Raw genomic sequence first — 15,022 nt, 5'->3', positions numbered from 1 at the left:
ATGGAGTGTTATATTTGGAGATTTTAATCATAGTAGGATGCCTAAACTGTATGGATGTTAACCTTTTTAGAGAAAGATATCCCAGCTAATTTAGTTTGGAAGATTGAAAGAATAGATTGAAAATAGATGAGAAGTGGAGTGCATATGATGGAGACACAAATCGTTATTGGAGTACCTGGTTTATGGAAAGATAGAACAGAATTAATACAAGAAGTTGTGAGTAAAAGTAACTATATATTAGCGGGAAATGTTATGCACCATAAGGAGAAAGAGATTGGCTTTGAAATTGATATATATGAACAAGACCCTTCTTTGAGAGAGGCTTTCTTCTATGCAAGTGGTGAGCGTTTTGATGAAGAATTGCTTCAGGAGTTGGAGAAGCATACTTATACAGTGTATGTTATTGCAAAAGTTGACGATACAGAGAGATTACAAGAAGTAATTGATGTAGGAATGGAACTTTTAAATGCAGGTGGACTTGCTTTAAAAGTTGAAACAGCAGGTATGGCTTATTCGAAAGAAGAATGGCAAGAGCTTGCAGAGGATAAGGAAATATTCCCGATGTATTCGCACCTTGTAACTTTAGTTGGAGATGAAGAGGACGGCTACTATTCATGTGGAATGCAAGCATTTAATCTACCAGACGTTGTTTTAGACGGATGGATAGATCCGGAAGTAGCTGTAGATTTATTAAATGATTTTAACCTACATAATATATTGGAAAAACCTAATTTGAAAGATGGAGATACAATTAGTTTCACAGAAGATGCTCCAGTGTATCTTTTATCTCATTATATAGATAATCGTTATGAACAAGAGGATCCATTTTATAATCCGTGTGGGGTATGGAAGTTAGAGAGTGCTTCGGCAAAGAAATCTATCTTTCAAAAATTGGGGAGTGTGCTAAAAGGATGGAAAAATACATAAAAGAACAGAGGAGTATATGTGATAAATATAAAGCGGAGTATGTAGAATCTCCGAATGACTTGAAATTAGGAATAGCGCAAAATGTGAAAGATGGTATCGCTCCGATTAATGGGTTACGAATGCCTATAGAAAACGGAACGACAGGTTGGTACATTTGGGCTGGTGAAGAAATGGGGACAGAAGAAGATTTCTTTCTTCCTTTACACGTTCAACATATTGATGAATGGGCACCTGAAATAAAGAAGTATTTAGGGTTACCACCTGGTTGGAGATTTTTAATTGCTGGAGATTACGAGGATGTGTGGTATGATCCGAATTTGTTTGATGAAGATTTAGAAGAGGATGCAGATGAATGGGAAGAAAATATGCTACAAGAGTATGGATGGTACATGCATAGCATATTAGCAGAAGATATTGATGGCATCCATGCTAATTATCATACGCATGGTCTAAGAGATAACTTTAATCATCAAGATTTACAAATAGCATTAAATATGGATCCTGAAGTCGCGCATAGTGTTTTTTGTACGATAATAGAAGAAATAAAGAGCGGAAAAAAGTTTGAACAAGGGATTGAGTATACGAATATTATTGAAGGATATCCCATTATTATGAAGTCTTTCGTAGAGATGGAACGAGAAGTTTTGAGGGTTTTATTACCTGATGACAGAGGGATTCTTCCTACGAGGTCAGAGTGTGATGAATGTTATAAGACTCAATTGGATGATATTGAGGAGAGTTGATAAAAAAAGAGCTTGAAACTATTCAAGCTCTTTTTTTATCACTATTTATGTCCTAAAATATGCTCAATCTCATGCAAACTTAATTTACTTGCCTTAGCAATCGTTTCAAGTGGTATACCAAGATCATACATATTTTTAATCATTTGAACTTTTCCCTGCTGAACTCCTTCTTTTCGACCTTGTTCAATGCCCTGTTCAATGCCTTGTTCAATGCCCTGTTCAATGCCTTGTTCAATGCCTTTTTTAATTCCTTGTTTCATCCCTTGTTCCATTCCTCTTTTTATTCCTTCTGTCTCTGCATGGGCGAATTTTGCGGCTTCATCCATTAAAACTTTCTCCCTTGCATCATAGGCTTGTCGGAAAGAAGAATCTTGACTCATACGTTCCCATTTATTTATCGCTTTTTGTAAAATAGGGTCTTGGTTCATAGCAATATCCTCCAATAGTTTAGTTAAGTGCTCATCCTCATTTGCTGAAAGCAATAAAAGCCAACGAACAAATGGATCTTTCCACGGATTTACTTTTTCTTCATGCCATTGTTCAGTTAACTTTGGAATTTCTATAATGTGGATTTCAATGTCGTCACTCAGGAGTTTTTGTTGTTGTGTATTCCATAATATGCTTGTTGTATGGAAGGCTGGGTGTTCCGAAAACATTACGAAGTTTAGTAAGTTTATGGTGATGGTTTTGTGAAGTGCACTGTAGGGCATCCCTTTTTGTAGTTGAGATGTGTATAGTCTTCCCCAATAATATAAACTGCGTTTAACCATATCGTGATTATTATTGAGTTGTATTTCTACATTGACTTTTGTTCCTGTGTCTAATGTTGCTGAAATGTCTAAAATAGATAACTTATCCTCTTCATATTCCCTGTGTAAATGTGGATCTTCTAGTTGTAGAGAAGCAATGGGCGACTCTAAAGACTCTTGTAACATAGCATTTAAAAATGCAATTAGAATATCTTCGCTACCATTCGTACCAAACAATTGTTTAAATGCAAAATCAATGCGTAAATTAACTAACTGTTGGTTGAACAAAGTTTGTCCTCTCCCTTATATGAAGGTGCTTCTTTCCTTCATTGTACATAAAAAGAACTAGAGTATGCAAACAAGCCATTCTTCTATTTTATTAGAGGATGTTTAGAGATTCCTATAATTGACTACCACGAAAATTTCATATGGACTGTGTGGGTATCACTTAGTAAAGAAAGTTATGATGAAGTATTAGAAAAGTGGGATGAGAGAGGCCGAGAAAATAGTGATCCTTATTTTGGTTGGTTATCTGTAGAAATACCAGTTTATCCAGAAACACTAAATTTAAAAACAAATGTACATATAAGAGAAGTTGGAATGGCACCGTATGTTGAATTAGAGCCAACCGAGCATCCTTTAGCGATCGAACAAAGAAATGGAATTACTTTAGAGAGAGTTAAAGAAATAGAGGAAATGATCCAACAATATAACTAGATTAGAAGAGAAAAAACGAGTGCTAGCACTCGTTTTTTTATTACACAACCGCAGGATTATAAATCATCGTAAAGTGTCCTGGTAATAATTCAATGTGACAAGGTGTATGAAGCGAGCTTTCTCCATCTGTATCTACTTCTTTTTCTTCTTTCGTTTCAATATGAATGGATTTCGCTTTTACGTGGAAGATGTCATTTTCATTTGAGTCTTCAAATAGTTTCTTTCCGATGTAATCTTTAAATGCTTGAATACCTGTTGATTTGACTACGAAAATATCAAGTGTTCCGTCATCACATTTTACGTTCGGAATAAAGGATGGAATACCACCAAGATATTCACCATTTCCAACCATGACAAGGACAGCTTCGTCTTCATATACTTGTCCGTCATAAGTAATTTTTACTGGGAATGTTTCAGCATTTTTTACAGTTCGAATTGTGCTTAAATAGTAACCGATTTTACCAAGCTTTGCTTTTTCTTCTGCATCGATATTGTTTGATACTTCAGATACGAGTCCAATGCCCCAGAAGTTTAAGAAATGTTGTTCATTTGCTTTTGCAACGTCAACTGGTTTTATATGTTCTTTTGTAATAAGTTTTGCCGCTTCTGCAATGTTTTGCGGAACACCAAGTGTGCGAGAGAAGTCGTTGCAAGTTCCACCTGGAATGATTGCAAGTGTAGGTCTAGTTTCGAGAGGTGCTAAGCCATTTGTGCATTCAAATACTGTTCCATCACCACCAAAGACGATAATTAAATCTACTTTACTAGCAAACTCTTGGCAATATTTTGTTGCATCATCTTGTTTTTTCGTATGAAGGATATGTAGATCAGGAAAAGCTGCGGCAAGAGGTGGTACGATTTTCGTTAAATTTGTATGTAAGTCACCTTGACCAGCTTTCGGATTTACGATGAGGAGTACTTTTTCAAATTTTGTCTTTGTCATATTTCATCTCTCCCTGTAGTTTGTAATGGAAAGAAAGGAGCTGTTCCCATGTATTTTAGAACAGCTTCTCCCTATTAATTGGGTGCTAAGATTGTCAGTTATTGTCGGTAAGTCGATATATTAAAAAAATCGCCGATATACATTTTATGTACTATCGATTTTTTAAGTTATACGATTATTCCGTTACAACTGAAGCAATGAATGGTAAGTTACGATATTTTTCCGCACAGTCGATACCGTATCCAACGATGAATTCGTCTGGAATTTGGAAGCCAACATATTCAGCTGTTAAGTCTACTTTACGACGTTCTGGTTTATCAAGTAATGTACAGAACTTGAGTGCTTTTGGTTTATGCATAAAGAAGTGATCTTTTAGGAAATGAAGTGTTAAACCAGAATCGATAATATCTTCTACAACAATTACGTTTTTCCCAGTAATGTTTACGTCGATATCTTTTAGTAGTTTCACTTTTCCTGTTGTTTCTGTTTGATTTCCGTAGCTAGATGCAGAAATAAAGTCAATTGTTACATCATTTTTGATGTTACGAATTAAATCAGCAGCAAATACGAATGAACCTTTTAATACGGCGATAACTACGATTTCTTCTCCTTCAAAGTCACGTTCGATTTGAAGTGCTAATTCTTTAACTTTTGCTTGTAATTGTTCTTCAGAAATTAAAGTGTCTTTTATTTCAATATTCATTGTAATCCTCCTACAGTGTAAAACTTATGAACATTTCGACTGTAAAGGATAGAATAGAAAAAGTCAAAGGAGATAGTAATTTTTTACAAAGATAACGACAAAATCATCTGATGATATGATATACTAAGTATATTAAGAAAACGCTTCCATAAAGGGTGAATATGATGAAGAAGAAACAGTACACAAGTGTAACATTTATAAAAGCATTACTTTTAACAATTGTTCTTGGCCTGTTGGCTTACGTAATTGATGTACCTGCGATTCGTATTTCATTAATTGGAATGACTTTAGTGTTAGGAGCAATTTCGCATGGTATGATGTCGCAGCTAAAAGAAGCTGGACTTGATGATATGAGAGATCATATAGATAAAAAGTAAGAAACCTTCATTATATAGAGTGAAGGTTTTTTTGTTTCTTACAAAAATGTAAGGTAGTTGTAAGGCAAATCGATAGTTGCATAATAGCATTTTGGATAAACTATGGGTGTAAGGTAAAAGGCAAGCATATTTTAGGTAAATTAAGTTTTAGGCACTCTATATGTGAAAAAGGAGTAGGAGGGCATGGAGAAACGTTGGACGACCTTTTCTTTTTTAGCGACTAGTAACACCGTAATGCTAGATGGAAAAATGGATTTTTTGCACTTGTTTGATCGTGAAAATGATCATTCTTCTTCTAAATTTACAATGAAATGGAATAAATGGAGCGAGAGTTGTAAGATTGAAGAAGAGGCCCCTAACGAAGAGCAAAAGATTATTTTAACAAACCCTATTAAAGCGTGGGTTGTTCAACGTCGTAAGTGTAACGTCAAAAATCACTTCAAGAAAACTGAGCCGAGACAATTAGTTATCGCTCCGGCCCGTTCTACTTCCAAATCACGCGAAAGTAACATGTAAATAATTGAGACACACACCCGAAAAAAACATCGTACATATTGCGATGTTTTTTTCTTTTTCTACAATGAAATCTTTAAATGAAATATATTTCATCTGCATCTTATATTTATATCTCTTGCTTATTCTAGTAATACATCCGATGCGAGTAGATGTGAATAAAATATAAGGAGAGAGTGAAAATGAAAAAGAAACTATTACCAATTTGTGCAATGGCACTTTTAACAGTAGGATATTCTTCAGTAGCGAGTGCGGATACTGGAACAGTAACAAAGGAAGAAGAAGCGCAAGTACAACAGGATAAAGCTAAAAAAGAAGAAGCAATCAAGGAACAGCAAAAAAGTGAAATAGAGAAAAAGCAAGCAGCACAAGTACAAGAAAAAAATGATATGGCTAAAAAAGAGGAAACAATAAAAGCTGAGAAAAAAAGTGAAGAAGAGAAAAAGAGAATAGCGCAAGAACAGTTAAAAAACGATATGGCTAAAAAAGAAGCAGCGATAAAAGCCGAGCAAAAGAATGAAGTAGCTAAAAAAGAAGAAGCAAAGCCAGTTGTACAAGGTGAGAAATTACCAAATACAGCATCAAATAATGTAGCAATGATGGGATTAAGTGCATGTCTTGTAGCGGTAGGTACATTATTTGGTTTGAATCGTCGCAATAAGATTAAAGCGTAAATAAAATATTTTCCTATAAAGAATGGGATAATTTCATATATTAAAAATGGTAGGTTACTCCTACCATTTTTGGCATGGAGGAATGAAGAATGAAGTTACTCAATTATATCGGTATCATATTGATGGCTATAGGGCTATTCATGGGATCCTATTATGCTGTGGAATGGTATAAAGGAAGAAGCTCTGCCGGGCAATTAACGGCAGAAGAAATAAAGAGCCTTAAAAATATACAAGATACTCAACTTTCTCATGAAACACCTGTAACTTCTCAAGTGCCTTCTTCTCAAACAGAACATAAAGAAGGAGAAAAGGTAGCGATGTTAAACATACCGAAAATAAAGAAGAAGTTTTCTATATATTGGGGAGCAGATGATACGACTTTGAAAAAAGGAGTGGGTATGTTCGTTAGTGATTTAACGACAACTCCATCTGGAGGGGGACATACTGTACTGAGTGGACATCGAGATACTGTATTTACAGATTTAGAAGAGTTGAAAGAAAAGGATACCCTTGTTTTAGAGTATGATAATAAAACGTACACATATGAAATTCAAAAGACATGGATTACTCATGCGGATGATCGTACTGTTATTATAAAAAAAGAAGAACCGATATTAACACTGACAACTTGTTACCCATTTGATTATATAGGGGATGCACCAGATAGATATATTATCGAGGCGAAGTTAACTGGCAGTTATTCAAAGTGAAATTATAGTTTCTGAAAGCGAGAGGGGGATATATAAGTTATGTCAAAAAACATTTTAATTGTTGAAGATGAAGACATATTACGTGAAATATTAAAAGATTATTTTTTAAGTGAACAATATGTAGTGTTTGAAGCGAGGGACGGGAAAGAGGCTTTAGTTGTATTTGAAGAAGAAGAGGTTGATTTAGTTATTTTAGATATTATGTTGCCAGAACTCGATGGATGGTCTGTTTGCCGAAGGATTAGGAAGACGTCCGAGGTGCCTATTATTATGCTGACGGCGCGTGTAGATGAAGACGATACGTTACTTGGTTTTGAACTTGGAGCAGATGACTATGTGACGAAGCCGTATAGTCCTCCAATTTTATTAGCAAGAGCGAAACGATTATTAGAAAGTAGAAAAGCATCGAAGAACCCTTTAGAGAACGAAGATGATACGTTATCGATTCATGGCATCCATGTCCATTTTCCGTCGCGTACTGTTACTGTTGATGAGGCAGATGTTAGTTTAACGCATACGGAGTTTGAAATATTGGTGTATTTCATGAAAAATCAAGGAATCGTTTTAACGCGAGAGCAACTCATTTCAAGAATTTGGGGATATGAATTTGCTGGCGATGATCGAACGGTGAATAGCCATATTCGTAATTTAAGAAATAAATTAGGAGAGAAAGCAAAGTATATTACAACTGTAGTACGAACTGGTTATAAATTTGAGGGGAATGTATGAAGAAAGGAATTGTACTAAAATTATTTACTCTTACAACAGCATTATGTATGTTGATTTTAGCGACGATATTTATTGGACAAACGATATTTTTTAAACAATATTATGCGAATCGAAAAGTGGAAGATATTAAAGTGAATTTAAATTCTTTTGAGAAGAACTATTTAAATCGTGCAGGAAATGCAGAAGAAATTCAGAAACTAGAGCAAGACTTTTTAAGAGAAAATAATACGTGGATTACGACATTAGATAAGAACGGGAATTTAAAACATGCAGATGATTTTTATTTTGAAGTAACGATAGATCGTAGGCAACAAAAGAGCTTTGGACAACAAATATTTAAAATTCCCTTAGGTAATCTCGTCAATATAGAGGAAATTGATAATAAATTATCAGAGCAGTTTTTAGGGCAAGAAATTTATTTTTCTGGAGTGAGAAAAGAAGATAGTTTTATTCCATTCTCTTTTTCTTTATCTAAGCAGAATTTAAGTGGATCTAATAAACCGTTAGAAAAAGCATTTAATGAGAAAATGAGCAAATTAAATGAGGAGAAAAAGAGAGCAGTTGAGGAACAACTTGTTAAGGAAAAGAAACCAGCTGTTCAGGAGCAAGCTGCTCAGGAATTAGGCGTTTACATAGGAGGACGTGTTACAAAAGTACAGTTACCAGATGTAAAAGGTCCTGTGAATCCAATTTATAAAAATGGCATCTTCTTAGATAGCATAAAAGAATTTCAAACTAATTTATTATTAAAAGAGAGCAAGCCCATACAATATACAACACAAACAATGGACTATGAAAAAAATGATATTAAATATAAATTATTAATCAAGCCAATAGAAAAAGACGGATCAGTAACATATATTTATGCGATGGCTTCTTTACAGCCCGTAGATGAAGCTGTACAAATGGTGCAAGATTATTACATCTATATCATTGCATTTGTAGTCGTTCTTATTTTTTTAGCTTCGTTCTATTACTCAAAACAAATTGCCAAACCGTTATTAAAAATAAATGATACGACGAAGAAAATAGCACAATTAGATTTTACAGAAAAAATACCGATTACTTCAAAAGATGAAATTGGAGATTTGTCGAAAAATATTAATGTGCTATCAAATAAACTCCATTCACATATTGGACAGTTAGAAGAAGATATTGAAAAGGAAAGAAAGTTAGAAAATACACGGAAAGAATTCATTTCTGGTGTTTCGCATGAATTAAAAACACCGCTAAGTATTATGAAAAGTTGTATTTCCATTTTAAAAGACGGGGTAGCTGAGCATAAAAAAGAGTATTATTTTCAAGCGATGGAGAGAGAAGTAGACAAAATGGATACTTTAATTTTGGATATGCTTGAGCTAGCTAAATTTGAATCTGGTACATATAAAATGAAAAAGTCTGCGTTTTATATTGATACAGTAATTGAAGATATATGTGAACATCTATCTGTGGAAATAGAGAAAAAAGAACTTCATGTTCATAAAAATATACATTCATTTGAAGTGATTGCAAATCAAGGCCGGATTGAACAAGTCATCGTTAACTTCATTACGAATGCCATACGTTATACACCAAATAAAGAAGATATTATTATTTCTGCAATAGATGAGAAGGATCGTATAAAAGTTTGTATTGAAAATAAAGGTACTCACATTGAAGAAGAACAATTAGATAAAATTTGGGATCGTTTTTATCGCGTGGATACAGCTCGTCAGCGTTCACAAGGTGGGACGGGACTGGGGCTTGCTATTTCTAAAAATATTTTAGAATTACACGATGCTGAATATGGAGTGAAAAATACAGAAGACGGTGTATTATTTTACTTTTACTTACCGAAAAAAGCGTAGATAATGCATGCTACGCTTTTTTTAATTTATTTTCATATTATCTTTACCTAATCTTTATTTTTAAGCGATATAATCTGGTTAGAAAATGAGGTTATGTAAGGAGTCGATGAACCGTGCATAGCAATTGGCTAAGTATAATGGTATTTATTTTCTTTTGCGCATTTATTGTATTTTTAATTAATATTACGATATGAAAAAAGAGCGCTCATTAAGCGCCCTTTTTTTGTGTATTCATTTGATAAGCACTGATGCTTTTGAATAAGCGTGGGGAAGTGAGGAATAAAAATATAAGTAAAACTGTACATAAAATAAAAGAACCAAGCATTGTACTTCCATTTACGATTAATGAATATAACACAGCTGATTGACCTTTCGGCGCATATTGTCCCCAGAAAATAATACCGGCAATAAAGTGACAGAAATAGCGAGCAAAGCTACCGACAAATGTAGCAAGGATAATGTAAACAAGGATTTTCTTACCATGGTTTTGTTTTGCTGAAGGTTTTTCATTGCGACTACCTAAACTTGAATGTTCTTCACTATTTTCATTAGACGTTAAAAGTGCTTTTTGAATTGGACGATAGAATAAGCCAGCAAATCCGATAAAAGCAAAGGCAATGAAGTACTCAATGAATGCTTGAACAGGTGTTAAAATATAAGCATCCCCCACGACTATTTGTAATAGTCCCCAAACTAAACCACCTAAGAAAGCTGATTTAAAGCCCCAGCGGTAAGCAATAATAAAAATAGGAATCATAGCGAATGAGATAGAACCGCCTGTTGGAAGTTTAAGTGATAATGGTAAAATATCGATAATCATGGCGAAGGCTGCAAGAATAGCAGATTCGATCATCGCTTGTAAATTAGTGTTACGCATGTTGTCTCCCCCTAAATCCAAGTTGTACAAAAAAGAATAGATATCATAGGAGGATACGAAATACGTAAATAAAAATGAGGTATGTATTTCGGACGTTTGCACAATCCCTGCGTTAGCATTAACTAACAGGTTCGAAGGGTCGGAACGAAGTGTTCCCTCTCAGCGGCATGGCTCCCCAGTGATAACGAGATTCTTTATTTGCTATTGTTTATTGTAAGCGAAATGGATGAGAATGGCAAACGAATACAGTATGACAATAATTGAAATAGAATTGTAGCGAAATGTTAATAAATATGAAGCAAAAGGGTATAGTACAAGAGAAATTGGGTGTGGTATAATTTTTTTGAAAATAATTATCATTCTCTTCTGAGGGGGAAGGTTATGAGTTTAGTAGATATTAAAATTGGAGAGAAAGTGTTAGTAAAAAGTATTCAGTCTTTAGATCAGCTATTAAAGCGTAGACTAGCTGCTTTCGGTCTTGCTGAAGGAAGCGAACTTCGCCTGAAACAGAAAGCGATGTTTAAAGGTCCTTGTACATTGGAGTGTCGTGGACAGTTAATTAGTATTCGTCATTGTGACGCGAAAATGATAAAGGTGGAATTAGCGTGAATAAGGTAGCTTTGCTAGGAAATCCGAATACAGGGAAGACATCATTATTTAATGCACTTACTGGTTCTTATGAGTATGTAGGAAACTGGAGCGGTGTAACAGTAGAAAAGAAGGTTGGTAAATTAAAAGATAGACAAGGAACATTAATTGATTTACCAGGTGTTTATGATTTAAATCCAGTTTCACGTGATGAAGGTGTTGTAACAAACTTTCTATTAACAGAAGAATTTAATCATATGTTAAATATCGTAGATTCCTCGCAGTTTGAAAGAAATATGCATTTAACGTTGCAGTTACTTGAATTTGGTAAGCCAGTCTCAATTGGTTTAAACATGGTTGATGTGGCGAAGCAAAGAGGAATTGTCATTAATGTAAAACGATTATCAGAACTATTAGGTGTAACAGTCGTTCCTGTTGTTGCAAGGAGTGGAAAAGGCTGTGAAGAACTGCTTACGACTCTTAAAGAAAATGACAAAAAAGAGAAAAAGCCATTCCTTATTTCATATGGTGTACAAATGGATGAAGGAATTGGAGAAGTAATTGCTCTTTTAGAGACAGTGAATTACGAGCATCCGAGATGGTTAGCACTTCAATTTTTAAGCAATAACGAAGTAGTAGAAAAAGAAATGAAAGCATTACCAATTTATAAGGAACTCATAGCCATTCGATCTCGCTTAGAAGGAAAACTTGATTGTACGTTAGAAGAGCACATTTACAAAACTCGTGAAGCGTATATTGAAAAGTTAAAAACAAATGTTATGAAGCATGAGAAAGAAGGAAAAATTCCTTTTTCAGAAAAAATTGATAGATTAATTACACATAAAATTTTAGGACTTCCAATCTTTTTAGCAGTTATGTTTTTTATTTTTCAGGTTACGTTTACGTGGATTGGTACACCTTTATCTGATATGTTAGATGAGTTTTTTGGTGGCCAGCTTACGGATTGGGTGACGGCTGGACTTACAAGTATTGGAGCTTCTCATTTTATTCAAGCACTCGTTACAGAAGGTATTATTGCCGGTGTTGGTGCTGTATTAGTATTCGTACCACAAATCTTTGCACTATTCTTTTTCATTTCATTATTAGAAGACTCAGGGTATATGGCGCGAATTGCAGTTGTTATGGATAGAATTATGGAGTTTTTCGGCTTAAACGGAAAAGCTTTTATTCCGATGATTATCGGTTTTGGATGTAACGTTCCAGGTATTATGGCTGCGAGAACGATTGAACAGGAGAAAGAACGTTTACTTACCATTTTAGTAACACCATTTATGTCTTGTTCAGCACGATTACCTGTATATGCATTATTTGCGGGCGTATTCTTCCCGCATAGTCAGGCGACTGTTGTATTTTCTTTATATGTTGCAGGGATTGTTCTTGCGTTATTAGTTACAAAAATTATGTCTCTTACGATTTTGAAAGCGGAAAAGTCTATTTTCGTAATTGAATTACCGCCTTACCGTGTGCCACAAGCGAAAACATTATGGCTGAGCACGTGGGAGAAAGGAAAAGGATTTGTTCGTAAAGCTGGTACATTCATCTTTGGTGGTTCGGTTGTCATTTGGTTATTAAACTATGCAGGTCCATCAGGATTTGGTGTTGATATGGGAGACAGTTACTTAGCGATGATTGGTGGATTTATCGCACCGCTATTCGCACCGCTCGGCTTTGGAACGTGGCAAGCTGCAGCATCCCTTTTAACAGGATTTTTAGCGAAGGAAGTTGTCGTTTCTACAATGGCAATTATTTATGCAGTTAAAGAAGATGTGCTTGGAAATGTAATGGGAGTACATTATACAGCATTATCAGCTTATGCATTTATGTTCTTTATTTTATTATATGTTCCGTGTTTAGCGACGGTAGCTGTTATTAAACGTGAAACAGGATCAGCGAAATGGACGATTTTCTCAGTCGTTTATCCACTCGTAGTTGCTTATGTATTAACGCTCATTATATATCAAGTTGGATCCTTACTCGGATTCTAGAAGGAGATGTATTACGATGATGGTCAATATTATAATTGGAGCTATCATTTTTGGTTATGCAGCATACACGTTAGTTAATTTTGTAAAGAGAAGTAAAAAGGGAAAATGCGCAGCATGTTCTTTAAATAAGTCATGTCAGTCGAAAACTTGTAGTCCAGATATGGAACAAGTTGCTCATAATAAATAGAAAAAAGCTTTGCGAATGTCGCAAAGCTTTTTTGTTTTACTTTTTAATTTTTACAAGTTGAGAAGCTTCGACGCCGTTGTAACCAGGGAATTCTTTACTTGGGTCTTTATCAAATTTTAATACACCTACAGATTTTTCATCACCTTTTACATTGTTGTAAGTTGCGTCATCGACAATCGCATACATATCTGTATATGCACGGCCACTTCCGATAATTGTGTTGCCTTCATATTTTAATTTCGCTCCATCAAGTGTAGCATTTTCTACTTTTTCTTTTGCAAATAATACACCTTGTTCTGTTGTTACAGCTGGTAATTTATCAAGTGGTTTCGTGTTGTCTTTTTCATCAACTTTGCTAAGTAACTCTTTTTTCACTAGTTCCTCACCAGTTTTCTTATCCATTACAAGAACTTTTTTACCATCTAATGTTGTCATTTTCATTTTATAGAAGTCTTTTTCTTTCACTTCTTTTTTGTTTTTATCTGTAATTTGCTGAACTTGTTCTTCTGAGCCGTACAGTACAAAACCGTTCGCTTTCTCTCCTAATAAAGAACAACCTGATAATGCTCCAAGTGAAATTGCTGCTGCTAATCCGATTCCTACTAATTTTTTCATGATGATTTCTCCTTTTATATATTTTATATTAAATACAATTTTTGTATTATTGCTTACAAGTGAAGAAGCTTGTTTGTTGCTTCTGGTATTAGTGTATAAGAAATATTAGAATGCAACTATCGAGTTAGCTTACAGTAACATTACACTTATGTAATTTAGTGAAATTGCATAAAAGTAAGTTAATTTCAAAGAGGAATAATGAGAATATATTAGAAATACAATATTGTATATAGAATGTCATATTATAATGGATGTATTTTGGAAATAACATGTAAGGACATATTAGTTTTGTTATAATAAACACATAGGCTGTAAAAATGAATATTCTTTACTGTAAAGGGAGATTTTTCAGTTTTCCAAGTAGTGAATTTGAAATATGAGGTATATCATAGGAGGAATTTAGATGTCTGTATTTAAACGATTAAGAGATTTAACAATGTCAAATGTGTATTCGTTAATTGAGAAAGCGGAAGATCCAGTTAAGATGACGGATCAATATTTACGCGATATGCAAGCGGATGTACAAGAAGCTGAGAAAAGTGTAGCAGCTCAAATCGCGCTTGAGAAGAAATTCAAAATATTATTTGAAGAGCAAGAAGCACTTGTGAAAAAACGTGAAGAGCAAGCTCATATGGCTGTTCAAGCTAATAACTTAGATCTTGCGCGCCGTGCACTAGAAGAAAAACAAAATGCGGAGCAAAAGATGAATGAGTATAAAGCAAGCTATGAGCAAAATAAAGCTGCTGCTGATAACCTGCGCCTAAAGCTAGAAGAAATGCGTAAGCAATTAAATGAGCTGAAAAATAAACGTGAGACACTTGTAGCGCGTGTAAATGCGGCGAAAGCACAAAAGAATATTAATCAGGCGATGTCTGGATTTGATTCAAACTCAGCAAAAGCTGGTTTAAGCCGTATGGAAGAGAAAGCTCTTCAATTAGAGGCTGAAGCAGAAGCGAGCGGTGAAGTTTATAAGAAAGAAAAATCATTAGATGATGAATTCGCAAGCTTAAACAAAAATTCTGCTGTTGACGATGAATTAGCTCGTATTATGAAGCAGTATGAGAAATAATATAGAATAGAGACAAATGAACCGACATGTCTAAATATATTCATGTCG

The 15,022-nt window shown here is 34.5% G+C and carries 17 protein-coding genes and 1 pseudogene; 13 read left to right on the top strand and 5 right to left on the bottom strand.

From position 1 onward, the window contains the following. Window positions 1-147: 147 nt before the first annotated feature. Entirely contained in the window at window positions 148-927 is a 780-nt protein-coding gene (locus tag ACS2CR_RS01620) for a DUF4261 domain-containing protein (RefSeq protein WP_053514584.1), read from the top strand. Beyond that, window positions 912-1,670: a DUF4262 domain-containing protein gene (locus ACS2CR_RS01615; protein ID WP_016110843.1), complete on the top strand. Its 759-nt coding sequence runs from the start codon at window positions 912-914 to the stop codon at window positions 1,668-1,670. Before ACS2CR_RS01620 ends, ACS2CR_RS01615 begins: the two co-directional genes overlap by 16 nt. Before the next feature lie 41 nt (window positions 1,671-1,711). Here ACS2CR_RS01615 and ACS2CR_RS01610 read toward each other — a convergent pair whose 3' ends face one another. After that, window positions 1,712-2,707: an Rpn family recombination-promoting nuclease/putative transposase gene (locus ACS2CR_RS01610; RefSeq protein ID WP_153602469.1), complete on the bottom strand. Its 996-nt coding sequence runs from the start codon at window positions 2,705-2,707 to the stop codon at window positions 1,712-1,714. Between the two features lie 84 nt (window positions 2,708-2,791). On the opposite strand from ACS2CR_RS01610, the pseudogene ACS2CR_RS01605 reads away from it, so the two are divergent. Further along, window positions 2,792-3,136, top strand: a pseudogene (locus ACS2CR_RS01605) (DUF2199 domain-containing protein); the annotation flags it as partial. Between the two features lie 40 nt (window positions 3,137-3,176). On the opposite strand, the gene ACS2CR_RS01600 reads toward ACS2CR_RS01605, so the two are convergent. Continuing rightward, complete coding sequence (locus tag ACS2CR_RS01600) at window positions 3,177-4,079, bottom strand: diacylglycerol/lipid kinase family protein (RefSeq protein ID WP_053514586.1); 903 nt, start codon at window positions 4,077-4,079, stop codon at window positions 3,177-3,179. A gap of 175 nt (window positions 4,080-4,254) precedes the next feature. Continuing rightward, complete coding sequence (gene hpt, locus ACS2CR_RS01595) at window positions 4,255-4,782, bottom strand: hypoxanthine phosphoribosyltransferase (protein ID WP_001019298.1); 528 nt, start codon at window positions 4,780-4,782, stop codon at window positions 4,255-4,257. Between the two features lie 161 nt (window positions 4,783-4,943). Between hpt and ACS2CR_RS01590 the strand changes: the two genes are divergently transcribed. From ACS2CR_RS01590 to ACS2CR_RS01565, 6 genes are all read left to right on the top strand, one after another. After that, a complete protein-coding gene (locus ACS2CR_RS01590; RefSeq protein WP_002001286.1) occupies window positions 4,944-5,159 on the top strand; it encodes a hypothetical protein in 216 nt (71 codons plus the stop codon). Window positions 5,160-5,342: 183 nt separating this feature from the next. Further along, window positions 5,343-5,675, top strand: a complete 333-nt coding sequence (locus tag ACS2CR_RS01585) for a hypothetical protein (protein WP_000415619.1) — start codon at window positions 5,343-5,345, stop codon at window positions 5,673-5,675. Window positions 5,676-5,854: 179 nt separating this feature from the next. Continuing rightward, window positions 5,855-6,346, top strand: coding sequence for an LPXTG cell wall anchor domain-containing protein (locus ACS2CR_RS01580; RefSeq protein WP_000728022.1), 492 nt, complete (start codon window positions 5,855-5,857; stop codon window positions 6,344-6,346). Window positions 6,347-6,435: 89 nt separating this feature from the next. Next, window positions 6,436-7,056 carry a class D sortase gene (locus ACS2CR_RS01575; RefSeq protein ID WP_000771590.1) on the top strand — a complete coding sequence of 207 codons (621 nt, stop codon included), beginning with the start codon at window positions 6,436-6,438 and terminating at the stop codon, window positions 7,054-7,056. Window positions 7,057-7,095: 39 nt separating this feature from the next. Beyond that, window positions 7,096-7,785, top strand: a complete 690-nt coding sequence (locus tag ACS2CR_RS01570; protein WP_053514587.1) for a response regulator transcription factor — start codon at window positions 7,096-7,098, stop codon at window positions 7,783-7,785. Next, window positions 7,782-9,632, top strand: coding sequence for a sensor histidine kinase (locus tag ACS2CR_RS01565; protein WP_053514588.1), 1,851 nt, complete (start codon window positions 7,782-7,784; stop codon window positions 9,630-9,632). Before ACS2CR_RS01570 ends, ACS2CR_RS01565 begins: the two co-directional genes overlap by 4 nt. A 208-nt stretch (window positions 9,633-9,840) precedes the next feature. On the opposite strand, the gene thiT is transcribed toward ACS2CR_RS01565, so the two are convergent. After that, a complete protein-coding gene (gene thiT, locus ACS2CR_RS01560) occupies window positions 9,841-10,509 on the bottom strand; it encodes an energy-coupled thiamine transporter ThiT (RefSeq protein ID WP_001246585.1) in 669 nt (222 codons plus the stop codon). 381 nt (window positions 10,510-10,890) lie between these two features. On the opposite strand from thiT, the gene ACS2CR_RS01555 reads away from it, so the two are divergent. Genes ACS2CR_RS01555 through ACS2CR_RS01545 form a run of 3 tightly spaced genes read left to right on the top strand, consistent with a single transcriptional unit; the run spans window position 10,891 to window position 13,290 of the window. Then, the gene (locus tag ACS2CR_RS01555; RefSeq protein WP_000060512.1) at window positions 10,891-11,118 is read left to right on the top strand and encodes a FeoA family protein; all 228 of its coding nucleotides are present in this window, start codon (window positions 10,891-10,893) and stop codon (window positions 11,116-11,118) included. Then, a complete protein-coding gene (gene feoB, locus ACS2CR_RS01550) occupies window positions 11,115-13,103 on the top strand; it encodes a ferrous iron transport protein B (RefSeq protein WP_016110840.1) in 1,989 nt (662 codons plus the stop codon). Before ACS2CR_RS01555 ends, feoB begins: the two co-directional genes overlap by 4 nt. A 16-nt stretch (window positions 13,104-13,119) precedes the next feature. Further along, the gene (locus ACS2CR_RS01545) at window positions 13,120-13,290 is read left to right on the top strand and encodes a FeoB-associated Cys-rich membrane protein (RefSeq protein ID WP_000989593.1); all 171 of its coding nucleotides are present in this window, start codon (window positions 13,120-13,122) and stop codon (window positions 13,288-13,290) included. A 36-nt stretch (window positions 13,291-13,326) separates the two neighbouring features. On the opposite strand, the gene ACS2CR_RS01540 is transcribed toward ACS2CR_RS01545, so the two are convergent. Then, complete coding sequence (locus ACS2CR_RS01540; RefSeq protein WP_000737502.1) at window positions 13,327-13,905, bottom strand: lipoprotein BA_5634 family protein; 579 nt, start codon at window positions 13,903-13,905, stop codon at window positions 13,327-13,329. A gap of 403 nt (window positions 13,906-14,308) precedes the next feature. Here ACS2CR_RS01540 and ACS2CR_RS01535 point away from each other — a divergent pair, with 403 nt between their 5' ends. Further along, on the top strand, window positions 14,309-14,974 hold the full coding sequence (locus ACS2CR_RS01535) for a PspA/IM30 family protein (protein WP_000110280.1): 666 nt from the start codon (window positions 14,309-14,311) through the stop codon (window positions 14,972-14,974). Window positions 14,975-15,022 lie beyond the last annotated feature (48 nt).

Source organism: Bacillus cereus group sp. BceL291, assembly GCF_051776705.1.
Lineage (GTDB): Bacteria > Bacillota > Bacilli > Bacillales > Bacillaceae_G > Bacillus_A > Bacillus_A cereus.
The sequence above is the reverse complement of the archived record's forward strand: the minus strand, read 5'-3'. Positions and strand labels throughout refer to the sequence as shown.

What these genes read in the sequence shown, in the direction of transcription:
- ACS2CR_RS01620 (WP_053514584.1), top strand. Translation starts at nt 148, where the DNA reads ATGGAGACACAAATCGTTATTGGAGTACCTGGTTTATGGAAAGATAGA.
- ACS2CR_RS01615 (WP_016110843.1), top strand. Translation starts at nt 912, where the DNA reads ATGGAAAAATACATAAAAGAACAGAGGAGTATATGTGATAAATATAAA.
- ACS2CR_RS01600 (WP_053514586.1), bottom strand. Translation starts at nt 4,079, where the DNA reads ATGACAAAGACAAAATTTGAAAAAGTACTCCTCATCGTAAATCCGAAA.
- hpt (WP_001019298.1), bottom strand. Translation starts at nt 4,782, where the DNA reads ATGAATATTGAAATAAAAGACACTTTAATTTCTGAAGAACAATTACAA.
- ACS2CR_RS01590 (WP_002001286.1), top strand. Translation starts at nt 4,944, where the DNA reads ATGATGAAGAAGAAACAGTACACAAGTGTAACATTTATAAAAGCATTA.
- ACS2CR_RS01585 (WP_000415619.1), top strand. Translation starts at nt 5,343, where the DNA reads ATGGAGAAACGTTGGACGACCTTTTCTTTTTTAGCGACTAGTAACACC.
- ACS2CR_RS01580 (WP_000728022.1), top strand. Translation starts at nt 5,855, where the DNA reads ATGAAAAAGAAACTATTACCAATTTGTGCAATGGCACTTTTAACAGTA.
- ACS2CR_RS01575 (WP_000771590.1), top strand. Translation starts at nt 6,436, where the DNA reads ATGAAGTTACTCAATTATATCGGTATCATATTGATGGCTATAGGGCTA.
- ACS2CR_RS01570 (WP_053514587.1), top strand. Translation starts at nt 7,096, where the DNA reads ATGTCAAAAAACATTTTAATTGTTGAAGATGAAGACATATTACGTGAA.
- ACS2CR_RS01565 (WP_053514588.1), top strand. Translation starts at nt 7,782, where the DNA reads ATGAAGAAAGGAATTGTACTAAAATTATTTACTCTTACAACAGCATTA.
- thiT (WP_001246585.1), bottom strand. Translation starts at nt 10,509, where the DNA reads ATGCGTAACACTAATTTACAAGCGATGATCGAATCTGCTATTCTTGCA.
- ACS2CR_RS01555 (WP_000060512.1), top strand. Translation starts at nt 10,891, where the DNA reads ATGAGTTTAGTAGATATTAAAATTGGAGAGAAAGTGTTAGTAAAAAGT.
- ACS2CR_RS01545 (WP_000989593.1), top strand. Translation starts at nt 13,120, where the DNA reads ATGATGGTCAATATTATAATTGGAGCTATCATTTTTGGTTATGCAGCA.
- ACS2CR_RS01540 (WP_000737502.1), bottom strand. Translation starts at nt 13,905, where the DNA reads ATGAAAAAATTAGTAGGAATCGGATTAGCAGCAGCAATTTCACTTGGA.
- ACS2CR_RS01535 (WP_000110280.1), top strand. Translation starts at nt 14,309, where the DNA reads ATGTCTGTATTTAAACGATTAAGAGATTTAACAATGTCAAATGTGTAT.